Origin of the sequence: Curtobacterium sp. SORGH_AS_0776 (assembly GCF_031453355.1) — a bacterium.
In the GTDB taxonomy this organism is placed as follows: Bacteria; Actinomycetota; Actinomycetes; order Actinomycetales; family Microbacteriaceae; genus Curtobacterium.
In genome coordinates, this window is the sequence record NZ_JAVIYU010000001.1 from 2526446 (window position 1) to 2548024 (window position 21579).

Consider the following 21579-nt stretch of genomic DNA (forward strand, 5'->3'; position numbering starts at 1 on the left):
GGGCTCAGTACCCGAGGTTCGGGCCGAAGTTGCCCTCCTCGAGGCGGTTCTTCACCGCGACGAGGTAGCGCGACGCGTCGGCGCCGTCGATGATCCGGTGGTCGTACGACAGCGCGAGGTACACGAACGAACGGATCGCCATGGCCTCTTGCCCGTCGACCTTCACGACCGCCGGACGCTTCGTCACGATGCCCGTGCCGAGGATCGCCGACTGCGGCAGGAACACCACGGGGGTGTCGAACAGCGCGCCACGCGAACCGGTGTTCGTCAGCGTGAACGTGCCACCCGCGAGCTCGTCCGGCTTGAGCTGGTTGTTGCGGGTGCGCTCGGCGAGGTCTGCGATCGACTGCGAGAACTGCGCCAGGTTGAGCGACGCCGCGTCCTTGATCACCGGGGTGAGCAGGCCGCGCTCGGTGTCCACCGCGATGGAGACGTTCTCGGTCTCCGGGTAGACGATCTCCTCGCCCTCGACGGTCGAGTTGATCTTCGGGTGCGCCTTGAGCGCCTCGGACGCCGCGAGGGCGAAGAACGGCATGAAGGAGAGCTTCGAACCGGTCTTCTCGAGGAACTCTCCCTTGTGCGCGTCACGGAACTGCGCGACCTTCGTCACGTCCACCTCGACGACGCTGGTGAGCTGCGCGGTCGAGGTCATCGACTGCACGGCGCGCTCGGCGACGACCTTGCGGAGGCGGGTCATCTTCTCGCGGGTGCCACGCAGCGGCGAGACCTCGGCGACGAACGGACCGGCCGGGGCCGCAGCGGCGGAACCCCCGGCGGCCGGGGCCTTCGCAGCGGCTTCGGCCGCGGCGAGGACGTCTTCCTTGCGGATGCGTCCGCCGACGCCGGAGCCGGTGACGGTCGAGAGGTCGACACCCTGTTCGTTCGCGAGCTTGCGCACGAGCGGGGTGACGTAGCCGGAGGCCGAGGCGTCCTGCGTCGGGTTCGGCACCGAGGCACTGGCGGCCGAGCCACCCGAGGCGGCAGCCGGAGCCGGAGCAGCGGCCCGGAGCCGGCACCGCTGCCGGCGGGGCAGCGGCGGGCGGCGGGACCGGAGCGGCCTGCGGCACCGGGGCGGCGGCGGGCGGTGCTGCCGGGGCCTGCGGCGCAGCGGGCTGCGTCTGACCGGCGGGGGCCGGCTCGGGCTCGGTCGGCTCCGGGGCAGGGGTCTCGGACTCCTGCTCGGTGCTCGGTGCCGCCTCGGGCTCCTCGGCGTCGGCGGCGGCCTCGTTCGAGGACTCGTCCGACTCGGTGGAGCCGCCGTCGGAGGAACCACCGTCGGACGACCCGTCGCCGATCTTCACCAGCGCGGTGCCGACCTCGACGGTCTCGTCCTCCTGCACGAGGATCTCCTCCACGACGCCGGCGATCGGCGACGGGATCTCGGTGTCGACCTTGTCGGTCGAGACCTCGAGCAGCGGCTCGTCGACCTCGACCCGGTCACCGACGTTCTTCAGCCATCGAGTCACCGTGCCCTCGGTGACGCTCTCGCCGAGCGCCGGGAGGTTGACGGATTCGCTCATCGGGTGGACTCCTCTTCGCAGGGGTGGTTCGTGGTGGTGGTCATGGTGTTCACAGTGCGTGCAGCGGCTTGCCCGCGAGGTGCAGGAACGCCTCGCCGAGTGCCTCGTTCTGCGTCGGGTGCGCGTGGACGAGCGGCGCGACGTCCTCGGGGTAGGCCTCCCAGTTCACGGCGAGCTGTGCCTCGCCGATGAGCTCGCCGACCCGGGCGCCGATCATGCTGACGCCGACGACGGGGCCGTCGACCACACGGACGACCTTGACCGAACCGGACGTGCCGATGATGTGGCTCTTTCCGTTGCCGGCGAGGTTGTACTCGTACGAGTCCACCTTGTCGGCGCCGTACTGCTCTTCGGCCTTGGCCTGCGAGAGACCGACCGATGCGACCTCGGGGTCGGAGTACGTGATCTTCGGGATGTTCTTGTCCTCGATGATGACCGGGTTGAGCCCGGCGATCTCCTCGGCGACGAAGATGCCCTGCTGGAAGCCGCGGTGCGCGAGCTGCAGGCCCGGAACGATGTCGCCGACGGCGTACACGTTCGGGATGTTCGTGGCGAGGCGCTCGTTCGTGGTGACGAACCCGCGGTCCATCGCGACGCCGACCTCGTCGTAGCCGACGTTCTGCGTCACGGGGCCACGGCCGACCGCGACGAGCAGGATGTCGCCGTCGAAGGTCTTGCCGTCCTCGAGCGTGACGACCACGCCGTTCTCGTGCTGCTCGACGCCCTGGAACCGGACACCGAGCGAGAACTCGATGCCGCGCTTGCGGAACGCGCGCTCGAGCTGCTTCGACATCGACTCGTCCTCGGCCGGGACGAGGTGGGGGAGCGCCTCGACGATCGTCACCTCGGCACCGAAGGACTTCCAGACGCTGGCGAACTCGACGCCGATGACGCCACCACCGAGGATGACGACCTTGTTCGGCACGTAGTCCATGCGCAGGGCGGTCTCGGAGGTGATCACGCGACCACCGATCTCGAGGCCGGGGAGCGACTTGGAGTAGGAGCCGGTCGCGAGCACGATGTTCTTGCCGGTCACGGTCTGGTCGCCGACCTGCACGGTGTTCTGCGAGGTGAGGCGGCCCCAGCCCTCGACGACGGTGATCCCGCGCGCCTTGATGAGCCCCTGGAGGCCCTTGTACTTCGACGAGATGACGCCCTGCTGGTACTCGATGACCTTCGGGACCTCGACACCGGCGAACTCGGCGATGACGCCGTACTTCTCGGCGTCGCGCGTCGCGTCGGCGACCTCGGCCGCGTGCAGCAGCGCCTTCGTCGGGATGCAGCCGCGGTGCAGACACGTCCCCCCGAGCTTGTCTCCCTCGATGAGCGCGACGCTCATGCCGAGCTCGGCGGCCCGGAGCGCAGCGGCGTAGCCACCACTGCCGCCACCGAGGACCACGACGTCGTAAGTCTGTTCCGTCACCTGGTGCAACTCCCTCGTGCGTGTCGGGACCGATCGGGCCCCACTGGACACCGCGGCGGCGGCGTCCGACGGTCGGACCGCATGGTTCCGGTCCCGTCCCGTTGGTTTCCGGCGGGGGCGCGTCGAGCGCGCCGTCCCGCCGGAGTCAAACCTACTACTTGGCCTGGAGCTCTTCTGCGAGCGAGATGAGCGTCCGGACCATGGCGCCGGTCGCGCCCTTGCCGAGCCACCCGTAGCCGCCGCCCTTGTTCTCCGACGGACCGGCGATGTCGAGGTGCGCCCACGGGATGCCCTCGCCGACGAAGCGCTCGAGGAACTTGCCCGCGAGCAGCATGCCGCCCGCCGGGTTGCCGACGGTGGCGTTGACCATGTCGGCGACCTCGCTCGCGAGTCGGGCGTCGAGCTCCTCGGGGAGCGGCATCGGCCAGATCGGCTCCGCAACGGCCCCGGCGACCGCGCGGACCTGCGCGACGAGGTCGTCGCTGCCCATGAGGCCGGTGGTGCGGTCGCCGAGCGCGACGACCTGCGCCCCGGTCAGCGTCGCGACATCGACGATGGCGTCGGGCTGCTCGAGCGACGCGGCTGCCATGCCGTCACCCAGCACGAGTCGGCCCTCGGCGTCGGTGTTCGTCACCTCGACGGTCTTGCCGTTCTTCAGCGTGAGGACGTCGCCGGGGCGCGTCGCCGAGCCGGAGGGCATGTTCTCCGCCAGGCACAGCCACGCGGTGACGCGGACGTCGAGTCCGAGACGCGCGGCGGCGACGGTCGCGGCGAGGACGGTGGCGGCACCCGTCATGTCGGTCTTCATGCCGAGCATGGATGCGGCCGGCTTGAGCGAGAGGCCACCCGAGTCGAACGTGATGCCCTTGCCGACGAGTGCGAGGTGCTTCGTCGCGGACTCCGGCGCGTACCGGACGACGACGAGCCGCGGCGGTCGCTCCGAGCCGCGACCGACACCGAGGATGCCACCGAAGCCCTGCTCCTCGAGCGCGGTCTCGTCGAGGACCTCGACGGTGAGGGGGAGCCCCTCGGCCTGCGCACGGGCGACGTCGGCGACGTCCGCCGGGCCGAGGTCACCGGCGGCCGTGTTGACGAGGTCGCGCACGAGCGTGGCGGCGTCGCCGACGATCGCCGGGCGGACGGTGGCGTCGGCCGCGGCGGAGGGTGCCAGCACGGTCACCTGCTGGTCCCCGCGGGCGGGACCGGTCGTGCCGGCGCCCTTGTGCCGGGTGAACGAGTAGGCACCGAGCGCGGCGCCCTCGAGCGCGGCGTCGACGAGCTCGGTCGTGTCGGTCGGCAGCGCGAGGACGATCGACGACGCGAGGGGGAGCTGGCGGACTGCGCTGCCGGCGGCCGAGCGGAGTGCCGCTGCGTCGGTGCCGGAGCCGAGCCCGATGAGCGCGATGCCCTGCGCGTCGACACCGACGGCGGGGATGCGCACGAGTTGGTCCTTCGCACCGGTCGCACCGATGGCGGCGAGGTCGATGCCGTCCAGCGCGGAGAACGGCGTCGTGGCCGGCGTCGCGATGGTCGCGGGAGCGCCGTCGGACCCGGGCCGGACACCGAGCACGAGGACGTCGGCGGAGATCGAGGCGGGAGCGGAGGAGTCGGTGGAGAGCGTCGGTCGGACCATGCCCCAACCCTATCCAGCAGGTGTTCGCTGTCGGCGTGGTCGCCCGGCACCGGGGGACACCGGCTCCCCGCCTAGCATGGGGACGGTGAACCACCCCGAGGAGCTCTACACCTTCGCCGAGGACGCGCCGTCCGTCCCCGAGGGGCTGCACCTGGTCGCCGGACTCACCGGGTTCGCCGACGCCGGCTCGGCCGTGGCGCAGGTGACGGCCGCCGTCCTGGACGACCTCGAGACGGAGCTCGTCGCCGAGTTCGACCCGGACGTCCTGCTCGACTGGCGTGCACGCCGCCCGGTGATCACCTTCGAGCACGACCACATCGCCGCCGTCGAGCCCCCGCGGCTCCGACTGCACCTCGTGCGCGACGAGATCGGCCAGCCGTTCCTCTTCCTCTCCGGGTACGAGCCAGACTTCCAGTGGAACCGCTTTGTCCGCGCGGTCACCGACCTCGCCGCCCAGCTCCGGGTCGCCGACACCACGTGGGTCCAGTCGATCCCGATGCCCGTCCCGCACACGCGCCCGATCAGCCTCACCGTCTCCGGCACGCGCGCCGACCTCGTCGAGCAGATGAGCGTCTGGAAGCCCGAGACCCAGGCGCCCGCGAACGTCCTGCACCTCGTCGAGCACCGGCTGTCCGAGCTCGGCGAACAGGTCACCGGACTCGTCCTGCTCGTCCCGCACTACCTGTCCGACACCGAGTTCCCGGACGCCGCCGTCGCGGCGCTCTCCGGCATCTCCGCTGCCACCGGCCTCATCTTCCCCTCCGACGAGCTGCGCGAAGAAGGACGCGAGTTCCGCACCCGCGTCGACGAGCAGGTCGCCGGCAACGAGGAGCTGCAGCGTCTGGTCGGGGTGCTCGAGGAACGGCACGACACCTACATGGAGGGCAACCCGATCGCGTCGCCGCTCACCGGCGTCGACGGGCAGGTCCCCACTGCAGACGCGATCGCCGCGGAGCTGGAACGCTTCCTGGCGGACCGCCGCACCGACGGCGACGCGAGCGGCGACTAGCCGTACCGACCAGCCGCACCGACATGGCGGAGGCGGGTCGCGCCTCCTGGGCCGTCGGACGGGAGGCGCGACACCCGTCCGCCCCGCTCGTCACGTTCTCCACAGCCCGTCCTGGCGGCGGTGCCGCCCCCGCTAGCCTGGTGACGTGAACTCCCGCCGCGCCTTCCTCGTGTGGGGCGTCGCGGTGCTCGCGTACGTCCTCGCGGTCGTGCAGCGGTCCTCGCTCGGGGTCTCCGGGGTCGACGCGCAGGACCGCTTCGCGGTGTCGGCGGCGGTGCTGTCGACGCTCGCGGTCGTGCAGATCGCCGTCTACGCCGGACTCCAGATCCCGGTGGGGATCGCCCTCGACCGCGTCGGGCCGCGCCGACTCGTGCTGCTGGGGGCCGCGCTGCTCGTCGCCGGCCAGGCCGTGGTGGCGGTGTCGCCCACCATCGGGCCGGCGATCGCGGGGCGTGTGCTCGTCGGCGCCGGGGACGCGATGACCTTCATCTCCGTGATCCGCCTCGTGCCGATGTGGTTCAGCGGGCCGATCCTGCCGCAGATCTCGCAGTGGACCGGCAACCTCGGACAGGTCGGGCAGATCCTGTCGGCGTTCCCCTTCGCCGTGCTGCTGCACACCGCGGGGTGGTCGCCGGCGTTCGGCGTCGCCGCGGCCGCGAGTGCCGTCGGCCTCGTGCTGGCGTTCGTCTTCGTCCGGAACGGCCCCGTGCCGGTCCGTACCGACACGATCCCGCTGCCGCACACCTGGCGGGGCGCGTTCCACACCTTCGGGCACGCGCTGCGGCGTCCCGGTACCCAGCTCGGCTTCTGGTCCCACTACGTCACGCAGTCCTCCGGAACGGTCTTCTCGCTGCTGTGGGGCGTCCCGATGCTGCGCGGGCTGGGGTACTCCCCGTCCGAGGCGGCCGGCTTCCTCACCGTGATCGTCGTCACCGGGTTCGTCGTCGGGCCGGTGCTCGGCGTGCTCTGCGCCCGGTTCCCGCTGCGGCGGTCGAACCTGGTGCTCGGGATCGTCGTCGCCCTCGCCGTGGTGTGGACCGCCGTGCTCGTGTGGCCCGGACAGCCGCCCACGTGGTTGCTCGTCGTGCTCGTCGTCGTGATGGGGATCGGCGGGCCGGGGTCGCTCATCGGGTTCGACTTCGCGCGGTCCTTCAACCCCGTCGGCTCCCTCGGGTCGGCGAACGGCGTGGTCAACGTCGGCGGGTTCCTCGCCGCGTTCGTGATGATGTTCCTGATCGGCACGATCCTCGACCTCGCGTCGTCGGCGTCGGGGCAGACCGTGTTCGCGTGGACGAATTTCCGGCTGGCCCTCACCGTGCAGTACGTCGTGGTCGGGATCGGCGTCGTGATGCTGCTGCACGCCCGTCGTCGCACGCGCCGGGTGCTGCACGCCCAGGACGGAATACGGGTGGGGCCGCTCTGGGTTGCACTCGTTGCGCGCCTGCGGAAGCGGAGCGTGCAATAATGAACGCGGACCCGTTCGGGCCTCCTGTGTCTCGGAGCACTCCAGTGCGCCGCAGAAACCGGGGGACTTGACATGGGTCCTAGTGCTGCCCGGAACGGTAGGACCTGATGACGCGGGAGACCGCGGCGCAGGCCCTGGGCGGCGAGGGAGGCCACGACCCCACGAACGTGGCACGACGAGAGAGGTGATCGCATGGCTGCCCGGAGCACGACGATCGATCCCACGAAGGACACCGAGCCCGAGGGCACCGCAGCAGAGAGCGCTGCGGAAGCCGAGGGGACGGCCGCGCCGAAGAAGCGCGCCACCAAGACCACCGCCAAGAAGGCCGCCCCGAAGAAGGCCACCCCGAAGGCGAAGAAGAAGGCCGACGACGACGAGGACATCGACGAGGAGACCCCGGTCGCCGAGGCCGACGCGACCGACGACGCCGACACCGAGACCGACGAGAAGGACACCAAGCCGGACGCCGCAGCAGCTGTCGCCGCGGGTGCGCTGGTCATCTCGCAGTCCGACGACGACGAGGCGCCGGTCTACTCCACGACGATCACCGGTGCCACCGCCGACCCGGTGAAGGACTACCTCAAGCAGATCGGCAAGGTCGCCCTCCTCAACGCCGAGCAGGAGGTCGAGCTCGCGATGCGCATCGAGGCCGGCCTGTTCGCCGAGGACAAGCTGCAGCACTCGACCGGGCTCTCGAAGCCGGAAGAGCGCGAGCTGCGCTGGGTCGCCCGTGACGGTCAGCGCGCGAAGTCGCACCTGCTCGGCGCGAACCTCCGCCTGGTCGTGTCGCTCGCCAAGCGCTACACCGGCCGCGGCATGCAGTTCCTCGACCTCATCCAGGAAGGCAACCTGGGCCTGATCCGTGCGGTCGAGAAGTTCGACTACACCAAGGGCTTCAAGTTCTCGACCTACGCCACCTGGTGGATCCGTCAGGCGATCACCCGTGCCATGGCCGACCAGGCCCGCACGATCCGCATCCCGGTCCACATGGTCGAGGTCATCAACAAGCTGGCCCGCGTCCAGCGCCAGATGCTGCAGGACCTCGGTCGCGAACCCACCCCGGAAGAGCTCGCCCGCGAGCTCGACATGACCCCGGAGAAGGTCGTCGAGGTGCAGAAGTACGGCCGCGAGCCCATCTCGCTCCACACCCCGCTGGGTGAGGACGGCGACTCGGAGTTCGGCGACCTGATCGAGGACACCGAGGCAGTCGTCCCGGCCGACGCCGTCGGGTTCACGATGCTGCAGAAGCAGCTCGAGAGCCTGCTCGACTCGCTGTCCGAGCGTGAGGCGGGCGTCATCCGCATGCGCTTCGGTCTCGGGGACGGCCAGCCGAAGACCCTCGACCAGATCGGTGACACGTTCGGCGTGACGCGTGAGCGCATCCGTCAGATCGAGTCCAAGACGATGGCGAAGCTCCGCCACCCGTCGCGGTCGCAGTCGCTGCGCGACTACCTCGAGTAGGCCGATGCGCTTCGTCATCCCGATCCTCGTCGGGCGGATCCTCCGCGCCCTCGCACGTGCGCGGGGCGGGGGATCCGCCTACCCCGGGTACATCGTGCTCAAGCTGGTGCCGAACTTCCTCCAGCACGTCACCGCGCAGTTCCCGAACGGCGTCGTCTTCGTGCTCGGTTCGAACGGCAAGTCGACGACGACCCACATGATCTCCGACATCGTGCGGGCGCACGGGCTGCGGGTCTTCACGAACCCGTCCGGGGCGAACCTGCCGCAGGGCATCGCCTCGGCGCTGCTGTCCGAGGTGTCGCTGACCGGCAAGCTCAAGGCGGACATCGGCATCCTCGAGGTGGACGAGGCCTTCGCGGTCGAGCTCGCCGGGATCCTGTCGCCGTCCACCGTGACGATGCTCAACGTCCAGGTCGACCAGCTCTACCGGTTCTTCGAGACCGAGCGCGTCGCGACGATGATGCTCGACACCGCGGCGCTGTCGACCGCGAACGTCATCACCAACCGTGACGACCAGTTCCTCGACGCCTACGTCGGCACCGACGGCCAGCGCGTGCTGCGCTTCGGTGCCAGCGCCGAGGTCGTCGCCGCCGCACCGAACGGCCTGCAGAACGCCGACGACTTCGACCGGCAGGACGCCGTGCCGAACGTCGCCGACGCCGAGGTCGTGGTGAACACCGGCGACGGTGCGACCATCCGCTTCGACGGCGCCGAGATCTCCGTCCGCCTGCCGGCTCGCGGGCTGCACTACGCCGTCGACGCGGCAGCGGCCACCGCGACGGCGAGTGCCGCACTCGGTGCGCAGTTCCGCGCCGACGCCGTGACGTCGGCCTTCGGCACGATGAAGCCGGCGTACGGACGCGGTGAGCGACTCCCCATCGCGGGCGAGTCCGCCGAGTTCACGATGTTCAAGAACGCCGCGAGCCTCCAGCTCAACCTCGACGCCCTGCCGGACCACCCGGAACAGGTGCTCATGGCGATCGACGAGGGCACGCCGGACATCTCCTGGATCTACGACATCGACTTCTCGAAGCTCGACCACGTCGACGTCGTCTCCGGCGACAAGGCCTGGCAGATCGCGATCGCCCTCGAGCACGCCGGTGTTCGCATCGGCCGGGTCGAGCCCGACGTCGAGGCCGCGATCAAGCAGATGGAGCAGCTCGGTTCGACGACCTCCGGGACGAAGAACTTCATCGTCAACTACGAGATCATGATGATCGCCCGCAAGGCCCTCGGCCACCCGGACATGGAGAAGACCGCATGACGGCCGACCGGCTGACCATCCTGCACGTCTACCCCCGCCAGATGGGCGTCTCGGGCGACCGCGGCAACGTGGCGGCTCTGGTCCGTCGGGCCGCAGCCGCGGACATCGCCACCGAGGTGCTCGAGTACGCGCCGGGTGACGAGCTCCCCACCACGGCTGACGTCGTCGTGATCGGCAACGGACCGCTCAGCGCGATGCGGTCGCTCGGTGACGACATCGCACGCATCGGTGCGCCGCTCCGCGAGTTCGCCGCTACCGGGGTGCCCGTGGTGGCCGTCGGCGGCGGGTTCGACCTCGCCACGACCGAGGTCGTGCCGACGGACGGTGCTCCCGTGTCCGGCTTCGGGGTCTTCGACGCACGTGCCGTCCGCGGCGCCGAGCGTCGGGTGAACTACTTCGTGCTCGAGACCGCGTACCCGCTGCTCCCCGGAGCCCCGACGCGCCTCGCCGGCTTCGAGGACCACGCGACGCGGATCGAACTCGGTGCCGGTGTCCGGCCGTTCGCCGACGTCGTCTCCGGCGGCGGCAACCAGGCGGGCGCCCCGGTCGAGGGCGCGATCGTCGGCAACTCCTTCGGCACGCACACGCAGGGGCCGATCCTGCCGCTCAACCCGCAGCTGACCGACGGCGTCCTCGCCGCGGTCACCGCTCGGCTCGGCCGCGAGTACGCACCGGACCCGGAGCGCACCGCGTCGATCGACCGCTACGCGCGTGAAGCGCGGGCAACCGTCGACCGCTACGTCGACAAGGCGTTCAAGCGGATCGCCTGACGCGACCCGCAGACAGACAGGAGGCGCGGTGCCAGCTGGCACCGCGCCTCCTGTCCGTTCAGCGCTCGCGTCTGTGGGCGCTACTTCGACTCGTAGAGTCGGCTGCTCTCGTCGTGCCACTCGATGGCGGTCGCCGCGAGCTTGTCCTTGAACTCGGCGCCGTGGTGCGCACAGAAGTACAGCTCACCGCTGGCCATGGTGGCCCGGATGTACGCCTGCGCGCCGCAGCTGTCGCAACGGTCGGCAGCGGTGAGCTGGTGGCTGCTGACTTCGTCGATGGAGAGGTCCTGCACGGTCTGGGTCATTGCTGTGCTCCTCACGGATCGCAGGTGGTGCGGCTTGGTCCACCTATTTCAACACGTGATGCCTGAGAGTGGCGCATTGTGATCGCCCGTTTCGCTCAGCGCGGATCGGCTGTCCCCAGTCCGAGTGTCCGCGCGGTGGTGTCGGTGCGGATCGCTAGCATCGGAAGGTGAGCTCCGACTACTCCGCACGCCATCTCTCCGTCCTCGAAGGGCTCGAGGCGGTCCGCAAGCGTCCGGGCATGTACATCGGGTCGACGGACTCCCGCGGGCTCATGCACTGCCTGTGGGAGATCATCGACAACTCCGTCGACGAAGCCCTCGCCGGGCACGGTGACGAGATCGGCGTGCTGCTGCACCCCGACGGTTCGGTCGAGGTCCGCGACACCGCTCGTGGCATCCCCGTCGACGTCGAGCCGAAGACCGGTCTGACCGGGGTCGAGGTGGTGTTCACCAAGCTCCACGCCGGTGGCAAGTTCGGCTCCGGGTCGTACGCCGCGTCCGGTGGGCTGCACGGTGTCGGTGCCTCGGTCGTGAACGCGCTGTCGGAGCGCCTCGACGTCGAGGTCGACCGGGGCGGCAAGACCTACGCGATGTCGTTCCACCGCGGCGAGCCGGGCACGTTCGCCGGCGACGGGCCGGACGCGCCGTTCACCCCCTTCACCTCCGGCAGCGAGTTGCGTGTCGCCGGCAAGGTGAAGAAGGGCGTGACCGGGTCCCGCGTGCGGTACTGGGCGGACCGGCAGATCTTCACCTCCGACGCGAAGTTCAGCACCAGCGACCTCATCAGCCGAGCGCGCCAGACGGCCTTCCTCGTGCCCGGGCTCGGCATCACCATCACGGATGCGCGGCCCGCCTCGATCGAGGCAGCGGCCGCGCGGGCGGAGGCCACGGGCACTCCTGTCGAGCCCGGTCCCGTCGTCGAGCGCTTCCGGTACGAGGGCGGGATCGGTGAGTTCGTCGAGCACCTCGCCCTCGACTCCGCCGTCACCGACGTCTGGCGCATCCAGGGCACCGGCACCTTCACCGAGACCGTGCCGATGCTCGACGACAAGGGCCACATGGTGTCGACCTCCGTGTCACGTGAATGCGAGGTCGACCTCGCGCTGCGATGGGGCAGTGGCTACGAGACGGTGTTCCGCAGCTTCGTCAACATCATCGCGACGCCGAAGGGCGGCACGCACCAGGCCGGCTTCGAGTCCGGCGTGGTCAAGGCCGTGCGCGCCCAGGTCGAGGCGAACGCCCGCAAGCTCAAGGTCGGGCAGGACAAGCTCGAGAAGGACGACGTGCTCGCCGGCATGACCGCGGTGCTCACCGTCCGCCTGCCCGAGCCGCAGTTCGAAGGTCAGACGAAGGAGGTCCTCGGCACCCCGGCGGTCCGCAAGATCGTCGACCAGGTCGTGTCGAAGCGCCTCACCGAGATCCTCACGTCGACCCAGCGCACCGAGAAGGCCCAGGCAGCGACCCTGCTCGAGAAGGTCGTCGCCGAGATGAAGACGCGCATCTCGGCCCGGGCGCACAAGGAGACCCAGCGCCGGAAGAACGCGCTCGAGAACTCCTCGCTGCCGACGAAGCTCGCCGACTGCCGCAAGCAGGACGCCGAGGGCACCGAGCTCTTCATCGTCGAGGGCGACTCCGCGCTCGGCACCGCCAAGCTCGCGCGCAACAGCGAGTACCAGGCGCTGCTGCCGATCCGCGGCAAGATCCTCAACGTGCAGAAGGCGTCCGTCTCGGACATGCTCTCGAACGCCGAGTGCGCCTCGATCATCCAGGTCATCGGCGCCGGCTCCGGTCGGACGTTCGAGATCGACCAGGCCCGCTACGGCAAGGTCATCATCATGTCCGACGCCGACGTCGACGGCGCTCACATCCGGACACTCCTGCTCACGCTGTTCTTCCGGTACATGCGGCCGATGATCGAGCAGGGTCGGGTGTTCGCTGCCGTGCCGCCGCTGCACCGGGTCGTCGTAGTCAACCGCGGCAAGGCGAACGACACGCTGTACACGTACTCCGAGGCCGAGCTGCAGGCCGTGCTGAAGAAGCTCGAGAAGCAGGGCAAGAAGTACCAGGAGCCGATCCAGCGGTACAAGGGCCTCGGTGAGATGGACGCCGACCAGTTGGCGGAGACCACGATGGACCGCACGCACCGGACGCTGCCGCCGGGTGAACATCACCGATGCCGAGGGTGCTGCGAAGGTCTTCGAGCTGCTCATGGGCAACGACGTGGCGCCGCGCAAGGAGTTCATCCTCGCGGGCGAGGGCCTCGACCGCGACCGTATCGACGCGTAGGCGGCGCTGCGCGCTGCGCGCGCGGGGCGGCGCGGCGCCGCCGAGTCTCGCCTCACCGGACACTTTCGCGCCGCGGCGGCGCGAGTTCTGTCCGCCAGGCCGAGTCTCGGCGCCGCCGTGCGGCGCGTCCTCACGCGCTGGGCGCGAAAGTTCGCAGCGCGGTCCGGTGGTCGTCACCATGGGCGGACGGGAGGCGCGGTGCGGGGCCGTCCCGCGCCTCCCGTCCGCGTGTTCACGCGCTGGGCGACCGTTCACGCGGCGAGAGCCCCGTGAACTGTCGCCTGGCGCGAAACGTCGCCGCCGGCGCGGCCACGCGAGGGCGAGTCTCGGCTGGGCGGACGGTTTCGCGCCGCGACGGCGCGAGGACTGTCCGCGGGGCCGAGTCTCGGCGTCCGCCGCGCGCCGCGCGCCGCGCGCCGCGCGCCGCGCGCCGCGCGCGCCGCCGCCGCGCGCCTACGCCTCGCCGGCGGTGCCGTCGAGCGCCGCCGCACTCCCACCGATCGAGTCGATGACAGCGTCGAGCGGCGCCCCCGACCCGTCGCGCTTCGACAGCCAGTCCGGCAGCGTCCGGGCAGCGCCGTCCGACCCGACCGCGTGCGGGGGAGCGATGCCCGCCCACGCCACCGTCAGGCCGTCCTCGCCCTTGAGGAACGCGTGCGCCCGCACACCCTGGGTCGCACGACCCTTCGCCGGGAACTCCGACAGGGCCGAGACCTTGGCGCGCCCGGTGTCGGTGCCGGGCAGGGCCGAGGACGACGCCGAGACGGTCGCGACCACGGCGTCGTCGGAGCGGGCGACGGATCCGAACCAGATCGCCGAGGCACCCGCGGCGAGGGCCACGCCGGCGACCCCACCGGCGGGGAGACCCTGCGCACGGACGCCGGACGCGGGGAACCGCAGCAGCTGCGCGTTCGAGGTGATGAACACGAGGTCGTCCGACTCGGGCGCCTGGGCGGCACCGACGACCGCGTCGCCGGGCTTCAGCCCGATCGCGGGGAACTCGGGCTTGTCCGGCCACGCTCCGGGCACGACGCGCTTCACGACGCCCTGCACGGTGCCGATGGCGAGCGAGTCCGACGAGGCGCCGGAGAGGTCGACGAGGGCGACCACGGTCTCGCCGCGGGCGATGCCGAGGAAGTCCGTCACCCGGACGCCGGCGTCGAGCCGGACCGCGGCCGGCGGCACGGCGGGGACGTCGACGGGGGAGAGCCGGATCACGCGCCCGGTCGAGGTGAGCGCCCCGACCTGCCCGCGCACCGAACTGACGACCGACGAACGGACGGCGTCGTGCTTGGACCGCTTCGGCACCCGGACGATGCCGAGTTCGGACGTCGGGATGTCGACGCGGATGAGCCGCCCCGTGGTCGAGAGCAACACGCGGCACGGGGAGTCGGCGATCTGCAGGGACTCCGGGTCGACCGCGGCCTTGCGACCACCCTTGACCGGGGCGTCGGCCTCGGTGAGCAGGGCCCGGCGCGGGGTCGCGAACCGGTCGGACACCTCGGTGAGCTCGAGCGCGACCTGGGCACGGAGCCGCTCGTCGGACGCGAGCAGTTCCTCGAGCGCGGCGATGTCGGCGAGCAGCTGGTCGCGCTCGCCCTCGAGCTCGAGGCGTGAGAACTTCGTTAGACGGCGCAGCCGCAGTTCGAGGATGTACTCGGCCTGCACCTCGGACAGGTCGAACACCGTCTGCAGGCGGGAGCGCGCCGCCTCGGAGTCGTCCGAGGAGCGGATGACCTCGATGACCTCGTCGATGTCGAGGATCGCGATGAGCAGCCCCTCGACCAGGTGCAGTCGCTCCTTCTTGCGTGCGAGGCGGTACTGCGACCGACGTGTGACGACCGAGAGCCGGTGCTGCACGTAGACGTCGAGCAGCTCGCGCAGCCCGAGGGTCTTGGGCGATCCGCCGACCAGCGCGACGTTGTTGATGCCGAAGCCGTCCTCGAGCGGGGTGTGCTTGTACAGCTGCTCGAGCACGGCGGTGGGGTTGAAGCCGCTCTTGATGCCGATGACGAGCCGGAGCCCGTGGTTGCGGTCGGTCAGGTCGTTCACGTCGGAGATGCCGACGAGCTTCTTCGACTGGACGCCGTCCTTGATCTTCTCGATCACGCGTTCCGGGCCGACCAGGTACGGCAGCTCGGTGACCACGAGGCCGACCTTGCGCGGGGTGAGGTTCTCGACGCTCACCTTCGCGCGCGTCCGGAACGAGCCGCGACCGCTGGCGTAGGCGTCGCGCACGCCGGAGAGCCCGACGATGGTGCCGCCGGACGGCAGGTCGGGGCCCGGCACGAACTCCATCAGTTCGTCGAGCGTCGCCTGCGGGTTCATGAGCAGGTGCTTCGCCGCCTCGACCACCTCGCCGAGGTTGTGCGGCGCCATGTTCGTCGCCATGCCGACCGCGATGCCCGACGCGCCGTTGACGAGCAGGTTCGGGAACGCCGCGGGCAGCACGCCCGGCTGCATGATCTGGTTGTCGTAGTTCGGGACGAAGTCGACGACGTCCTCGCCCAGGCCCTCGGTCATGGCCATCGACGGTTCGGCGAGGCGGGCTTCGGTGTAGCGGGCGGCCGCGGGTCCGTCGTCGAGCGAGCCGAAGTTGCCGTGTCCGTCGACGAGCGGCACGCGCATCGTGAACGGCTGCGCCATGCGCACGAGGGCGTCGTAGATCGCGCCGTCGCCGTGCGGGTGCAGCTTGCCCATCACCTCACCGGTGACGCGGGCGCTCTTCACGTGGCCGCGGTCGGGTCGGAGCCCCATCTCGGCCATCTGGTAGAGGATGCGCCGCTGCACGGGCTTCAGGCCGTCGCGTGCGTCGGGGAGTGCCCGTGAGTAGATGACGGAGTACGCGTACTCGAGGAAGGAGCCCTGCATCTCCTCGGAGACGTCGACGTCCTCGATGCGTTCACCGTCGGGCAGGCCGACTGCTTCCGTGCGTGCCATGGCACCCTTCTGCGAGACTGGGGGAGATGGGAACAAGCGTACCGACGGCCCCCGACGCCACCGCGAACCTCGCCGACGTCTTCCCGAGTTGCCTCGTCGCGCTCGGCGCTGCGGACGACGCCTGGTTGCGTTCCACCGGACTGGAGGCGCGGATCACCCTCCGCCCCGCCCGTTCCGCGATCGTCGTGCTGGTCGACGGCCTCGGTGCCGGCGCGCTGGCAGCGCGCGCCGGACACGCCCGCTGGCTCGCCGCGGGCAAGAAGCGACTGCGCAGCGGCTTCCCGACGACGACGGCGGCCGCACTGAGCACGCTGACGACCGGTCGGTCGCCCGGCACCCACGGCGTGGTCGGGTACAGCGGCTGGAACCCCGACACCGGCCGGGTGATGAACCTGCTGAGCGGCTGGGACGACGAGGTCCCGACCGACTGGTTGCTCGCCCGCACGCTGTTCACCGAGGCGCTGGCGCTCGGCGTCGACCCCGTGGTGGTCGGACCCGCCCGGTACCGCTCCTCGGGGATGACCGCCAACGTCCTCGGCAGCGCGCGCTACGTCCCGGCCGACTCGATCCCGCAGCGCGTCGACGCCGCCCTCGCCGAAACCGCGACGGGTCGCTCGCTCGTCTACCTCTACGTCCCGGAGCTCGACTCGATCGGGCACAAGCACGGCTGGCAGTCCGACCGGTGGACCGCGGCGCTCGAACTCCTCGACGGCGAACTCGCTCGGCTCGAGGCCCGTGCCGCCGCCGACGTCGGGATCGTCGTGACGGCCGACCACGGCGTGCTCGACGTCCCCGACCACGCGAACATCGCGCTCGACCCGCTCCTGCTGACCGACGTCGTCGGGGTCGCCGGCGACCCGCGCTGCCGGCAGCTCACGGTCGCACCGGGCACCGACGTCCGCTCCCTCGTCGGGCAGTTCCGGGCGCGCTACGGCAAGAAGGCGTACGTCGCGAGCCGAGACGAGGCGATCGCCGCCGGCTGGTTCGGCGCCGTCTCGGACGAGGTCGTCCCGCGCATCGGGGACGTCGTGCTCGTGGCACGGGGGTCCTGGGCGTTCAACGACGACCGGGCGCTGCGCGACGGCGAGTCACCGAAGCGGATGATCGGCCAGCACGGTGCGATGACCGACGAGGAGACCATGGTGCCGCTGCGCCTCGCCGGGGCGTTCGCGCAGTAGCACGAGCCCGGGCGTCGCCGGGGATCAGGCCGGGTCGTCGTCCGGCCGGGTCCCGAAGACGATCTCGTCCCAGCTCGGCATCGACCGTCGGTTCCGCTTCTTGCGCTCTTGCCTCCCGGCCTCGGCCTCGGGGGCGGAGGTGGGTCGGGCGTCCGGCTGCGGCGCGGTGTCCGACGAGTCCTCGAACCCCTGCAGCGGGATGTCGACGACGCTGATCGAGGTCCGTCGTCCGTCGTCCTGCGGCTGTTCGCCGAAGGCCGCGGCCTCGCGCTCGCCACGACGGCGGCGGAGCGCCTCGAGCAGGTCGGCGGTCTCGTTGCCGGGGGCGCGTTCCTCGACGGCGGCTCCGATGCGGGGGAGCGGCGCGCGGAGCGGACGCTCCTGCACCTCGGGGTTCGTGACGTCCTCGTCGGGCTCGTCGACCCGGAACGCGCCGGAGTCGAACCGCGTCCCGTCGGTGTCCTGGTGGTCGTTCTCGACCGCACGGAGGCGCGGCGCGATGCCCTCGTCCTCGGTGTGCGAGAGCCGGTGCGCGTCGCCGTTGTCGGGCGTCAGCGTCGACGTCTTCGGGTCGAAGCGCCACTGGGCGTCGTGCTCGACCTCGGCGGCGGTGTAGTGCACGCGGACCTGCCAGCCGCTCTCGACGTGCTTCCACGACGCCCAGGCGATCCCGCTGGCCTCGCCCGCCTCGAGCTTGGCGGTGATCGCCTCGCCGAAGGTGTCGGGCGACTCGTCGTCGACCGAGGTGACCGGCACGCGGTGCGCGGCGTCGAGGATGAAGGCACGCTCGGCGAGGACGGGGCCCTCGAATCGCCGCACGTACTCGACATCGACGTCGAGCGCCAGGGCGACCTCGGCGGCGTCGGCCCCGCCACGGATCCGCGCCTGCACGTCCTTGGGGGACACGCGCTTGTGCGGACCGGACTCGGGGTTCGCCTGCCGGACCTGACCGGGCAGCGACGAGGTGACGGGCAGTCGGAACTCGGTCCCGCCGTCGGTCGCGAGCAGGAGTGCCCCGGACTCCACCCCGATGACTCTCACGTCTTGCATGGTTCCGCCTTCCGAGCGTCGCGTACGGTCGTGCCTCGTACCCCGTGAGTATGCAGCCGTCCGGACCCGATCCCGCGGAGGCGCACGGGCGTGCCGTGGACTCCCGTGCGAGCGTTTCCGGACAGCGGGAATGGACGGGCGGGTACACGGGTTGCAGCGCCAGAACGACCCGCCGGAGACTTCGGTTTGCGCTCTGGCGAGACGTGGTGCAAACTGTCGCCGCCGATCACCGGCGACGACCTCTCGATACGAGAAATGGATGGGCATGGCCACCGATTACGACGCCCCCCGGAAGACCGACGACAACTCCGACTCGGAGTCGATCGAGGCCCTCAAGGAGCGCGTTCCCGACAAGATGTCGGGGGTCGTCGACGATGATTCCGACAACCCCGGCAGCTTCGAGCTCGCCGGACAGGACCTCAGCGACGTCGACCTCGACGTCGTCGTGCTCCCGCCCCAGGTCGACGAGTTCACCTGCGTCGAGTGCTTCCTCGTGAAGCACCGCTCGCAGCTCGACCACGAGTCGAAGCTCGGCCCGGTCTGCGCGGAGTGCGCGGCGCTCTAGGGAACGCACGAAACCAGAACGGCCCGTCACCGCGAGGTGACGGGCCGTTCTGCGTGCGCTGGGCGTTCGGACGTGCGCCGTGCCGGACAGGAGGCGCGGGTCGGGCCCGCACCGCGCCTCCTGGATCGCAGGTGGGGACTCAGGACCGCAGGGCGGCGACGACGGCCGACGGGTTGCGGACGCTGACCAGCCAGTAGGGCGTCGGGTCCGCGGGGTCCTGCACCTCGACCTTGACGACCCCGCGCACGTAGCCGCGGAAGAGCGTCCAGGCGCGGGCGTCGAGCTTCGGCCCGCGCTGCGTGGTGGCCTCGGCGCCCTCGTAGCCCTCGACCTCGCCCACGAGCGTCCGCGGGAGGTGCGCCCGACCGGCGCGGAACTCGGTCTCGGTGACCTCGATGGTCGGAGCCAGCGCCCAGAGCAGCACGAGCACGCCGAGGTACATGCCGACCGCCACGAGGACGCCGGCGAGCACGCTGATGGGCAGGAACACGAGGAGGCTGGCGGGGATGACGAGCGCCGTCGCCAGGTAGAGGACGGGCGGAGCCCACAGTCGTTCGCGGTACAGGGTCACGACACCATTCGATCACGACTCCGGGCAGGTCACGGAACGGTCACGGTCTGCACTACCCTCGACACGTGACCGAACCAGTCGACGTGCTCTGGACCGGGGAGAACGCTCCCGGATACGCCCACCCCGGTGACGCCGGTGCGGACCTCGTCTCGACCGAGGCGTTCGTCCTGCAGCCCGGCGAGCGTCGGCTCGTGGGCACGGGCCTGAAGATCGCGCTGCCGGACGGGTACGCCGCGTTCGTGGTCCCGCGCAGCGGTCTCGCCGCCAAGCACGGCATCACGATCGTGAACGCCCCCGGCACCGTCGACGCCGGGTACCGCGGCGAGATCAAGGTCGCGCTGCTCAACACCGACCAGGCCGCCGCGCACGAGGTGCACGTCGGCGACCGCATCGCCCAGATGATCGTCATGCCGATCCCGCGCGTGTCGTTCACCCGCGTCGACGAGCTGCCCGACAGCGTCCGCGGGCAGGGCGGGTTCGGCTCGTCGGGCTACGGTGACCGGAGCGGTGCCGTCAGCGGCGCCGCGGACAACGCTCAGGAAGGAACGCGCGCATGAAGTTCGGCCGACGCAAGCGTGACGAGGTCGAGGTGGCGGACGCCGTCGCCGACGAGGTCGAGGTGGCCGAGACGACGCCGGAGGTCGACATCGCGATCGACGCCGACGCCGACCTCGACGAGGTGGACGCCGTCGCGCCGACCGACAAGTCCGCGCCCGAGGACCGTGCCGAGAGCGGCCCGCACGACGAGACCGAGGCGAACCTGGTCCGTCCGTACGTCGACCTCGGCGGCGTGAAGGTCCTCCCGCGCGAGGGGCTCCACCTGCGGCTCGAGGTGGAGGAGGGCTCGCAGCGCGTCGTCGCGGTCGGGCTCGACTACGACGAGTCCACGCTGCAGGTGCAGCCGTTCGCCGCACCCCGCTCCACCGGGCTCTGGCACGAGATCCGCGCCCAGATCGCCGAGCAGATCGAGCGCCAGGGCGGCATCGTGTCCGAGGTCGACGGTCCGTTCGGCCCCGAGCTCCGCGCCCAGGTCCCGGTCGTCTCCGACGGCACGGGCGTCACCGACGGGGCCCGCCCCGCGCGGTTCATCGGTGTCGACGGCCCGCGATGGTTCCTGCGCGGTGTGATCGCCGGCAAGGCCGCCGAGCAGCCCGACGACGCGGCCGAGATCGAGGACCTGTTCCGCAGCGTCGTCGTGGTCCGCGGGACCACCCCGATGCCACCGCGCGACCTCATCCCGCTGCACATGCCGAAGTCGACACAGTCGGCGATCTGACCGGCGACCCGAACCAGGAGGCACGGTGCCGGACCACGACGACACCACCCGTCCCGACGCGGACGCGCCCGACGCGCTGCCCTCGTTCAGCGACCAGATGCGTGCCGCCGTCGCCAACACCGGGCTCGGCAAGGTCGCTCCGGGCGAGGCGCCGTCGGGGCACGCCCTCGTCGCGGCCATCGGCGGCGTGCGCGGCCTGGTCGAGTCCGTCCTGCCCGGGCTCGCGTTCCTGGTGGTCTACGCGATCACGAAGGAGGTCGTCCCGAGCGTCCTGATCCCGGTCGCGATCGGCGTCGTGTTCGTGGTGCTCCGCCTGCTGCAGCGCCAGTCGCTCGTGATGAGCCTCGCGGGGATCCTCGGCGTGGCGATCTCCGCCGGCCTCGCGCTCATCACCGGGCGGGCCGAGAGCAACTTCATCCCCGGGATCGTCATCAACGCCGTGTGGCTCGTCGGGCTGCTCGTGACGCTGGCGATCCGGCAGCCGCTCATCGGCCTGGTCGTCGGGTTCCTGCTCCCGCCGAACGAGGACGGCACCCCACAGGACTGGCGTCGCGACCCGGCGAAGCGCCGCGTGCTCACCGTGGCGACCTGGCTCTGGGTCGGTCTCTTCGCGATCCGGCTCCTCATCGAGGTGCCGCTCTACCTGACCGCCCAGGTGGAACTGCTCGCCGGCATCAAGCTCATCACGGGCGTCCCGCTCTACGCAGCCCTGCTCTGGGTGACCTGGCTGCTCGTCCGGACGGTGTTCAAGCGCGAGGGCGACGCCACCCGGGTGTAGAGTTGTCTCGACATCGAGATAATTCCCCGCGGCCCTTCCCGGGCTGGCGGGTTTAGGTTTGCCTTGCTGGTGGGACGCCTCGCGC

17 protein-coding genes and 1 pseudogene are annotated in these 21579 nt (G+C 71.0%); 11 read left to right on the forward strand and 7 right to left on the reverse strand.

The annotated features are described in order from the left end of the window. Positions 1 to 4: 4 nt before the first annotated feature. The 3 genes and pseudogenes from sucB to QE359_RS12485 form a co-directional block, all read right to left on the reverse strand. Positions 5 to 1520: pseudogene (sucB, locus tag QE359_RS12475) on the reverse strand (2-oxoglutarate dehydrogenase, E2 component, dihydrolipoamide succinyltransferase). A 49-nt stretch (positions 1521 to 1569) separates the two neighbouring features. Beyond that, the gene (lpdA, locus tag QE359_RS12480; protein ID WP_070418792.1) at positions 1570 to 2943 is read right to left on the reverse strand and encodes a dihydrolipoyl dehydrogenase; all 1374 of its coding nucleotides are present in this window, start codon (positions 2941 to 2943) and stop codon (positions 1570 to 1572) included. A 154-nt stretch (positions 2944 to 3097) separates the two neighbouring features. Further along, a complete protein-coding gene (locus QE359_RS12485; RefSeq protein WP_071295247.1) occupies positions 3098 to 4576 on the reverse strand; it encodes a leucyl aminopeptidase in 1479 nt (492 codons plus the stop codon). A gap of 76 nt (positions 4577 to 4652) precedes the next feature. On the opposite strand from QE359_RS12485, the gene QE359_RS12490 reads away from it, so the two are divergent. The 5 genes from QE359_RS12490 to QE359_RS12510 all read left to right on the forward strand — a co-directional run bounded on the left by QE359_RS12490 (position 4653) and on the right by QE359_RS12510 (position 10545). After that, positions 4653 to 5585, forward strand: coding sequence for a PAC2 family protein (locus QE359_RS12490; RefSeq protein ID WP_309779442.1), 933 nt, complete (start codon positions 4653 to 4655; stop codon positions 5583 to 5585). A 145-nt stretch (positions 5586 to 5730) separates the two neighbouring features. Further along, entirely contained in the window at positions 5731 to 7050 is a 1320-nt protein-coding gene (locus QE359_RS12495; protein ID WP_070418795.1) for a nitrate/nitrite transporter, read from the forward strand. Positions 7051 to 7242: 192 nt separating this feature from the next. Continuing rightward, on the forward strand, positions 7243 to 8511 hold the full coding sequence (locus QE359_RS12500; RefSeq protein ID WP_309779443.1) for an RNA polymerase sigma factor: 1269 nt from the start codon (positions 7243 to 7245) through the stop codon (positions 8509 to 8511). 4 nt (positions 8512 to 8515) lie between these two features. Continuing rightward, positions 8516 to 9775, forward strand: coding sequence for a MurT ligase domain-containing protein (locus QE359_RS12505; RefSeq protein WP_309779444.1), 1260 nt, complete (start codon positions 8516 to 8518; stop codon positions 9773 to 9775). Beyond that, positions 9772 to 10545: a hypothetical protein gene (locus QE359_RS12510; RefSeq protein ID WP_309779445.1), complete on the forward strand. Its 774-nt coding sequence runs from the start codon at positions 9772 to 9774 to the stop codon at positions 10543 to 10545. The genes QE359_RS12505 and QE359_RS12510 overlap by 4 nt, the downstream gene beginning before the upstream one ends. An 80-nt stretch (positions 10546 to 10625) precedes the next feature. Here QE359_RS12510 and QE359_RS12515 read toward each other — a convergent pair whose 3' ends face one another. Then, positions 10626 to 10850 (reverse strand): hypothetical protein, encoded by a 225-nt coding sequence (locus QE359_RS12515; RefSeq protein ID WP_070418799.1) that lies wholly within the window; start codon positions 10848 to 10850, stop codon positions 10626 to 10628. 167 nt (positions 10851 to 11017) lie between these two features. On the opposite strand from QE359_RS12515, the gene QE359_RS12520 reads away from it, so the two are divergent. Beyond that, positions 11018 to 13648, forward strand: coding sequence for a type IIA DNA topoisomerase subunit B (locus QE359_RS12520; RefSeq protein WP_396127735.1), 2631 nt, complete (start codon positions 11018 to 11020; stop codon positions 13646 to 13648). Here QE359_RS12520 and QE359_RS12525 read toward each other — a convergent pair. Further along, entirely contained in the window at positions 13590 to 16076 is a 2487-nt protein-coding gene (locus tag QE359_RS12525; protein WP_309779446.1) for a DNA topoisomerase IV subunit A, read from the reverse strand. The genes QE359_RS12520 and QE359_RS12525 overlap by 59 nt on opposite strands. Positions 16077 to 16102: 26 nt before the next feature. On the opposite strand from QE359_RS12525, the gene QE359_RS12530 reads away from it, so the two are divergent. Then, on the forward strand, positions 16103 to 17254 hold the full coding sequence (locus QE359_RS12530; protein ID WP_309779447.1) for an alkaline phosphatase family protein: 1152 nt from the start codon (positions 16103 to 16105) through the stop codon (positions 17252 to 17254). Between the two features lie 24 nt (positions 17255 to 17278). Here the strand turns inward: QE359_RS12530 and sepH are convergent, their stop codons facing one another. After that, on the reverse strand, positions 17279 to 18304 hold the full coding sequence (gene sepH, locus QE359_RS12535; protein WP_309779448.1) for a septation protein SepH: 1026 nt from the start codon (positions 18302 to 18304) through the stop codon (positions 17279 to 17281). 265 nt (positions 18305 to 18569) lie between these two features. Between sepH and QE359_RS12540 the strand changes: the two genes are divergently transcribed. Further along, complete coding sequence (locus QE359_RS12540) at positions 18570 to 18869, forward strand: DUF4193 domain-containing protein (RefSeq protein WP_031263038.1); 300 nt, start codon at positions 18570 to 18572, stop codon at positions 18867 to 18869. A 139-nt stretch (positions 18870 to 19008) separates the two neighbouring features. Here QE359_RS12540 and QE359_RS12545 read toward each other — a convergent pair whose 3' ends face one another. Next, positions 19009 to 19440: a DUF3093 domain-containing protein gene (locus QE359_RS12545; protein ID WP_070418804.1), complete on the reverse strand. Its 432-nt coding sequence runs from the start codon at positions 19438 to 19440 to the stop codon at positions 19009 to 19011. Between the two features lie 65 nt (positions 19441 to 19505). On the opposite strand from QE359_RS12545, the gene dut reads away from it, so the two are divergent. The 3 genes from dut to QE359_RS12560 are packed head-to-tail and all read left to right on the forward strand — an operon-like array spanning position 19506 to position 21494. Beyond that, positions 19506 to 19997 (forward strand): dUTP diphosphatase, encoded by a 492-nt coding sequence (gene dut / locus QE359_RS12550; protein WP_309779449.1) that lies wholly within the window; start codon positions 19506 to 19508, stop codon positions 19995 to 19997. After that, the gene (locus QE359_RS12555) at positions 19994 to 20716 is read left to right on the forward strand and encodes a DUF3710 domain-containing protein (RefSeq protein WP_229086592.1); all 723 of its coding nucleotides are present in this window, start codon (positions 19994 to 19996) and stop codon (positions 20714 to 20716) included. The genes dut and QE359_RS12555 overlap by 4 nt, the downstream gene beginning before the upstream one ends. A gap of 25 nt (positions 20717 to 20741) precedes the next feature. Further along, positions 20742 to 21494, forward strand: coding sequence for a DUF3159 domain-containing protein (locus QE359_RS12560; RefSeq protein WP_261647204.1), 753 nt, complete (start codon positions 20742 to 20744; stop codon positions 21492 to 21494). The last annotated feature ends 85 nt before the right edge of the window (positions 21495 to 21579 follow it).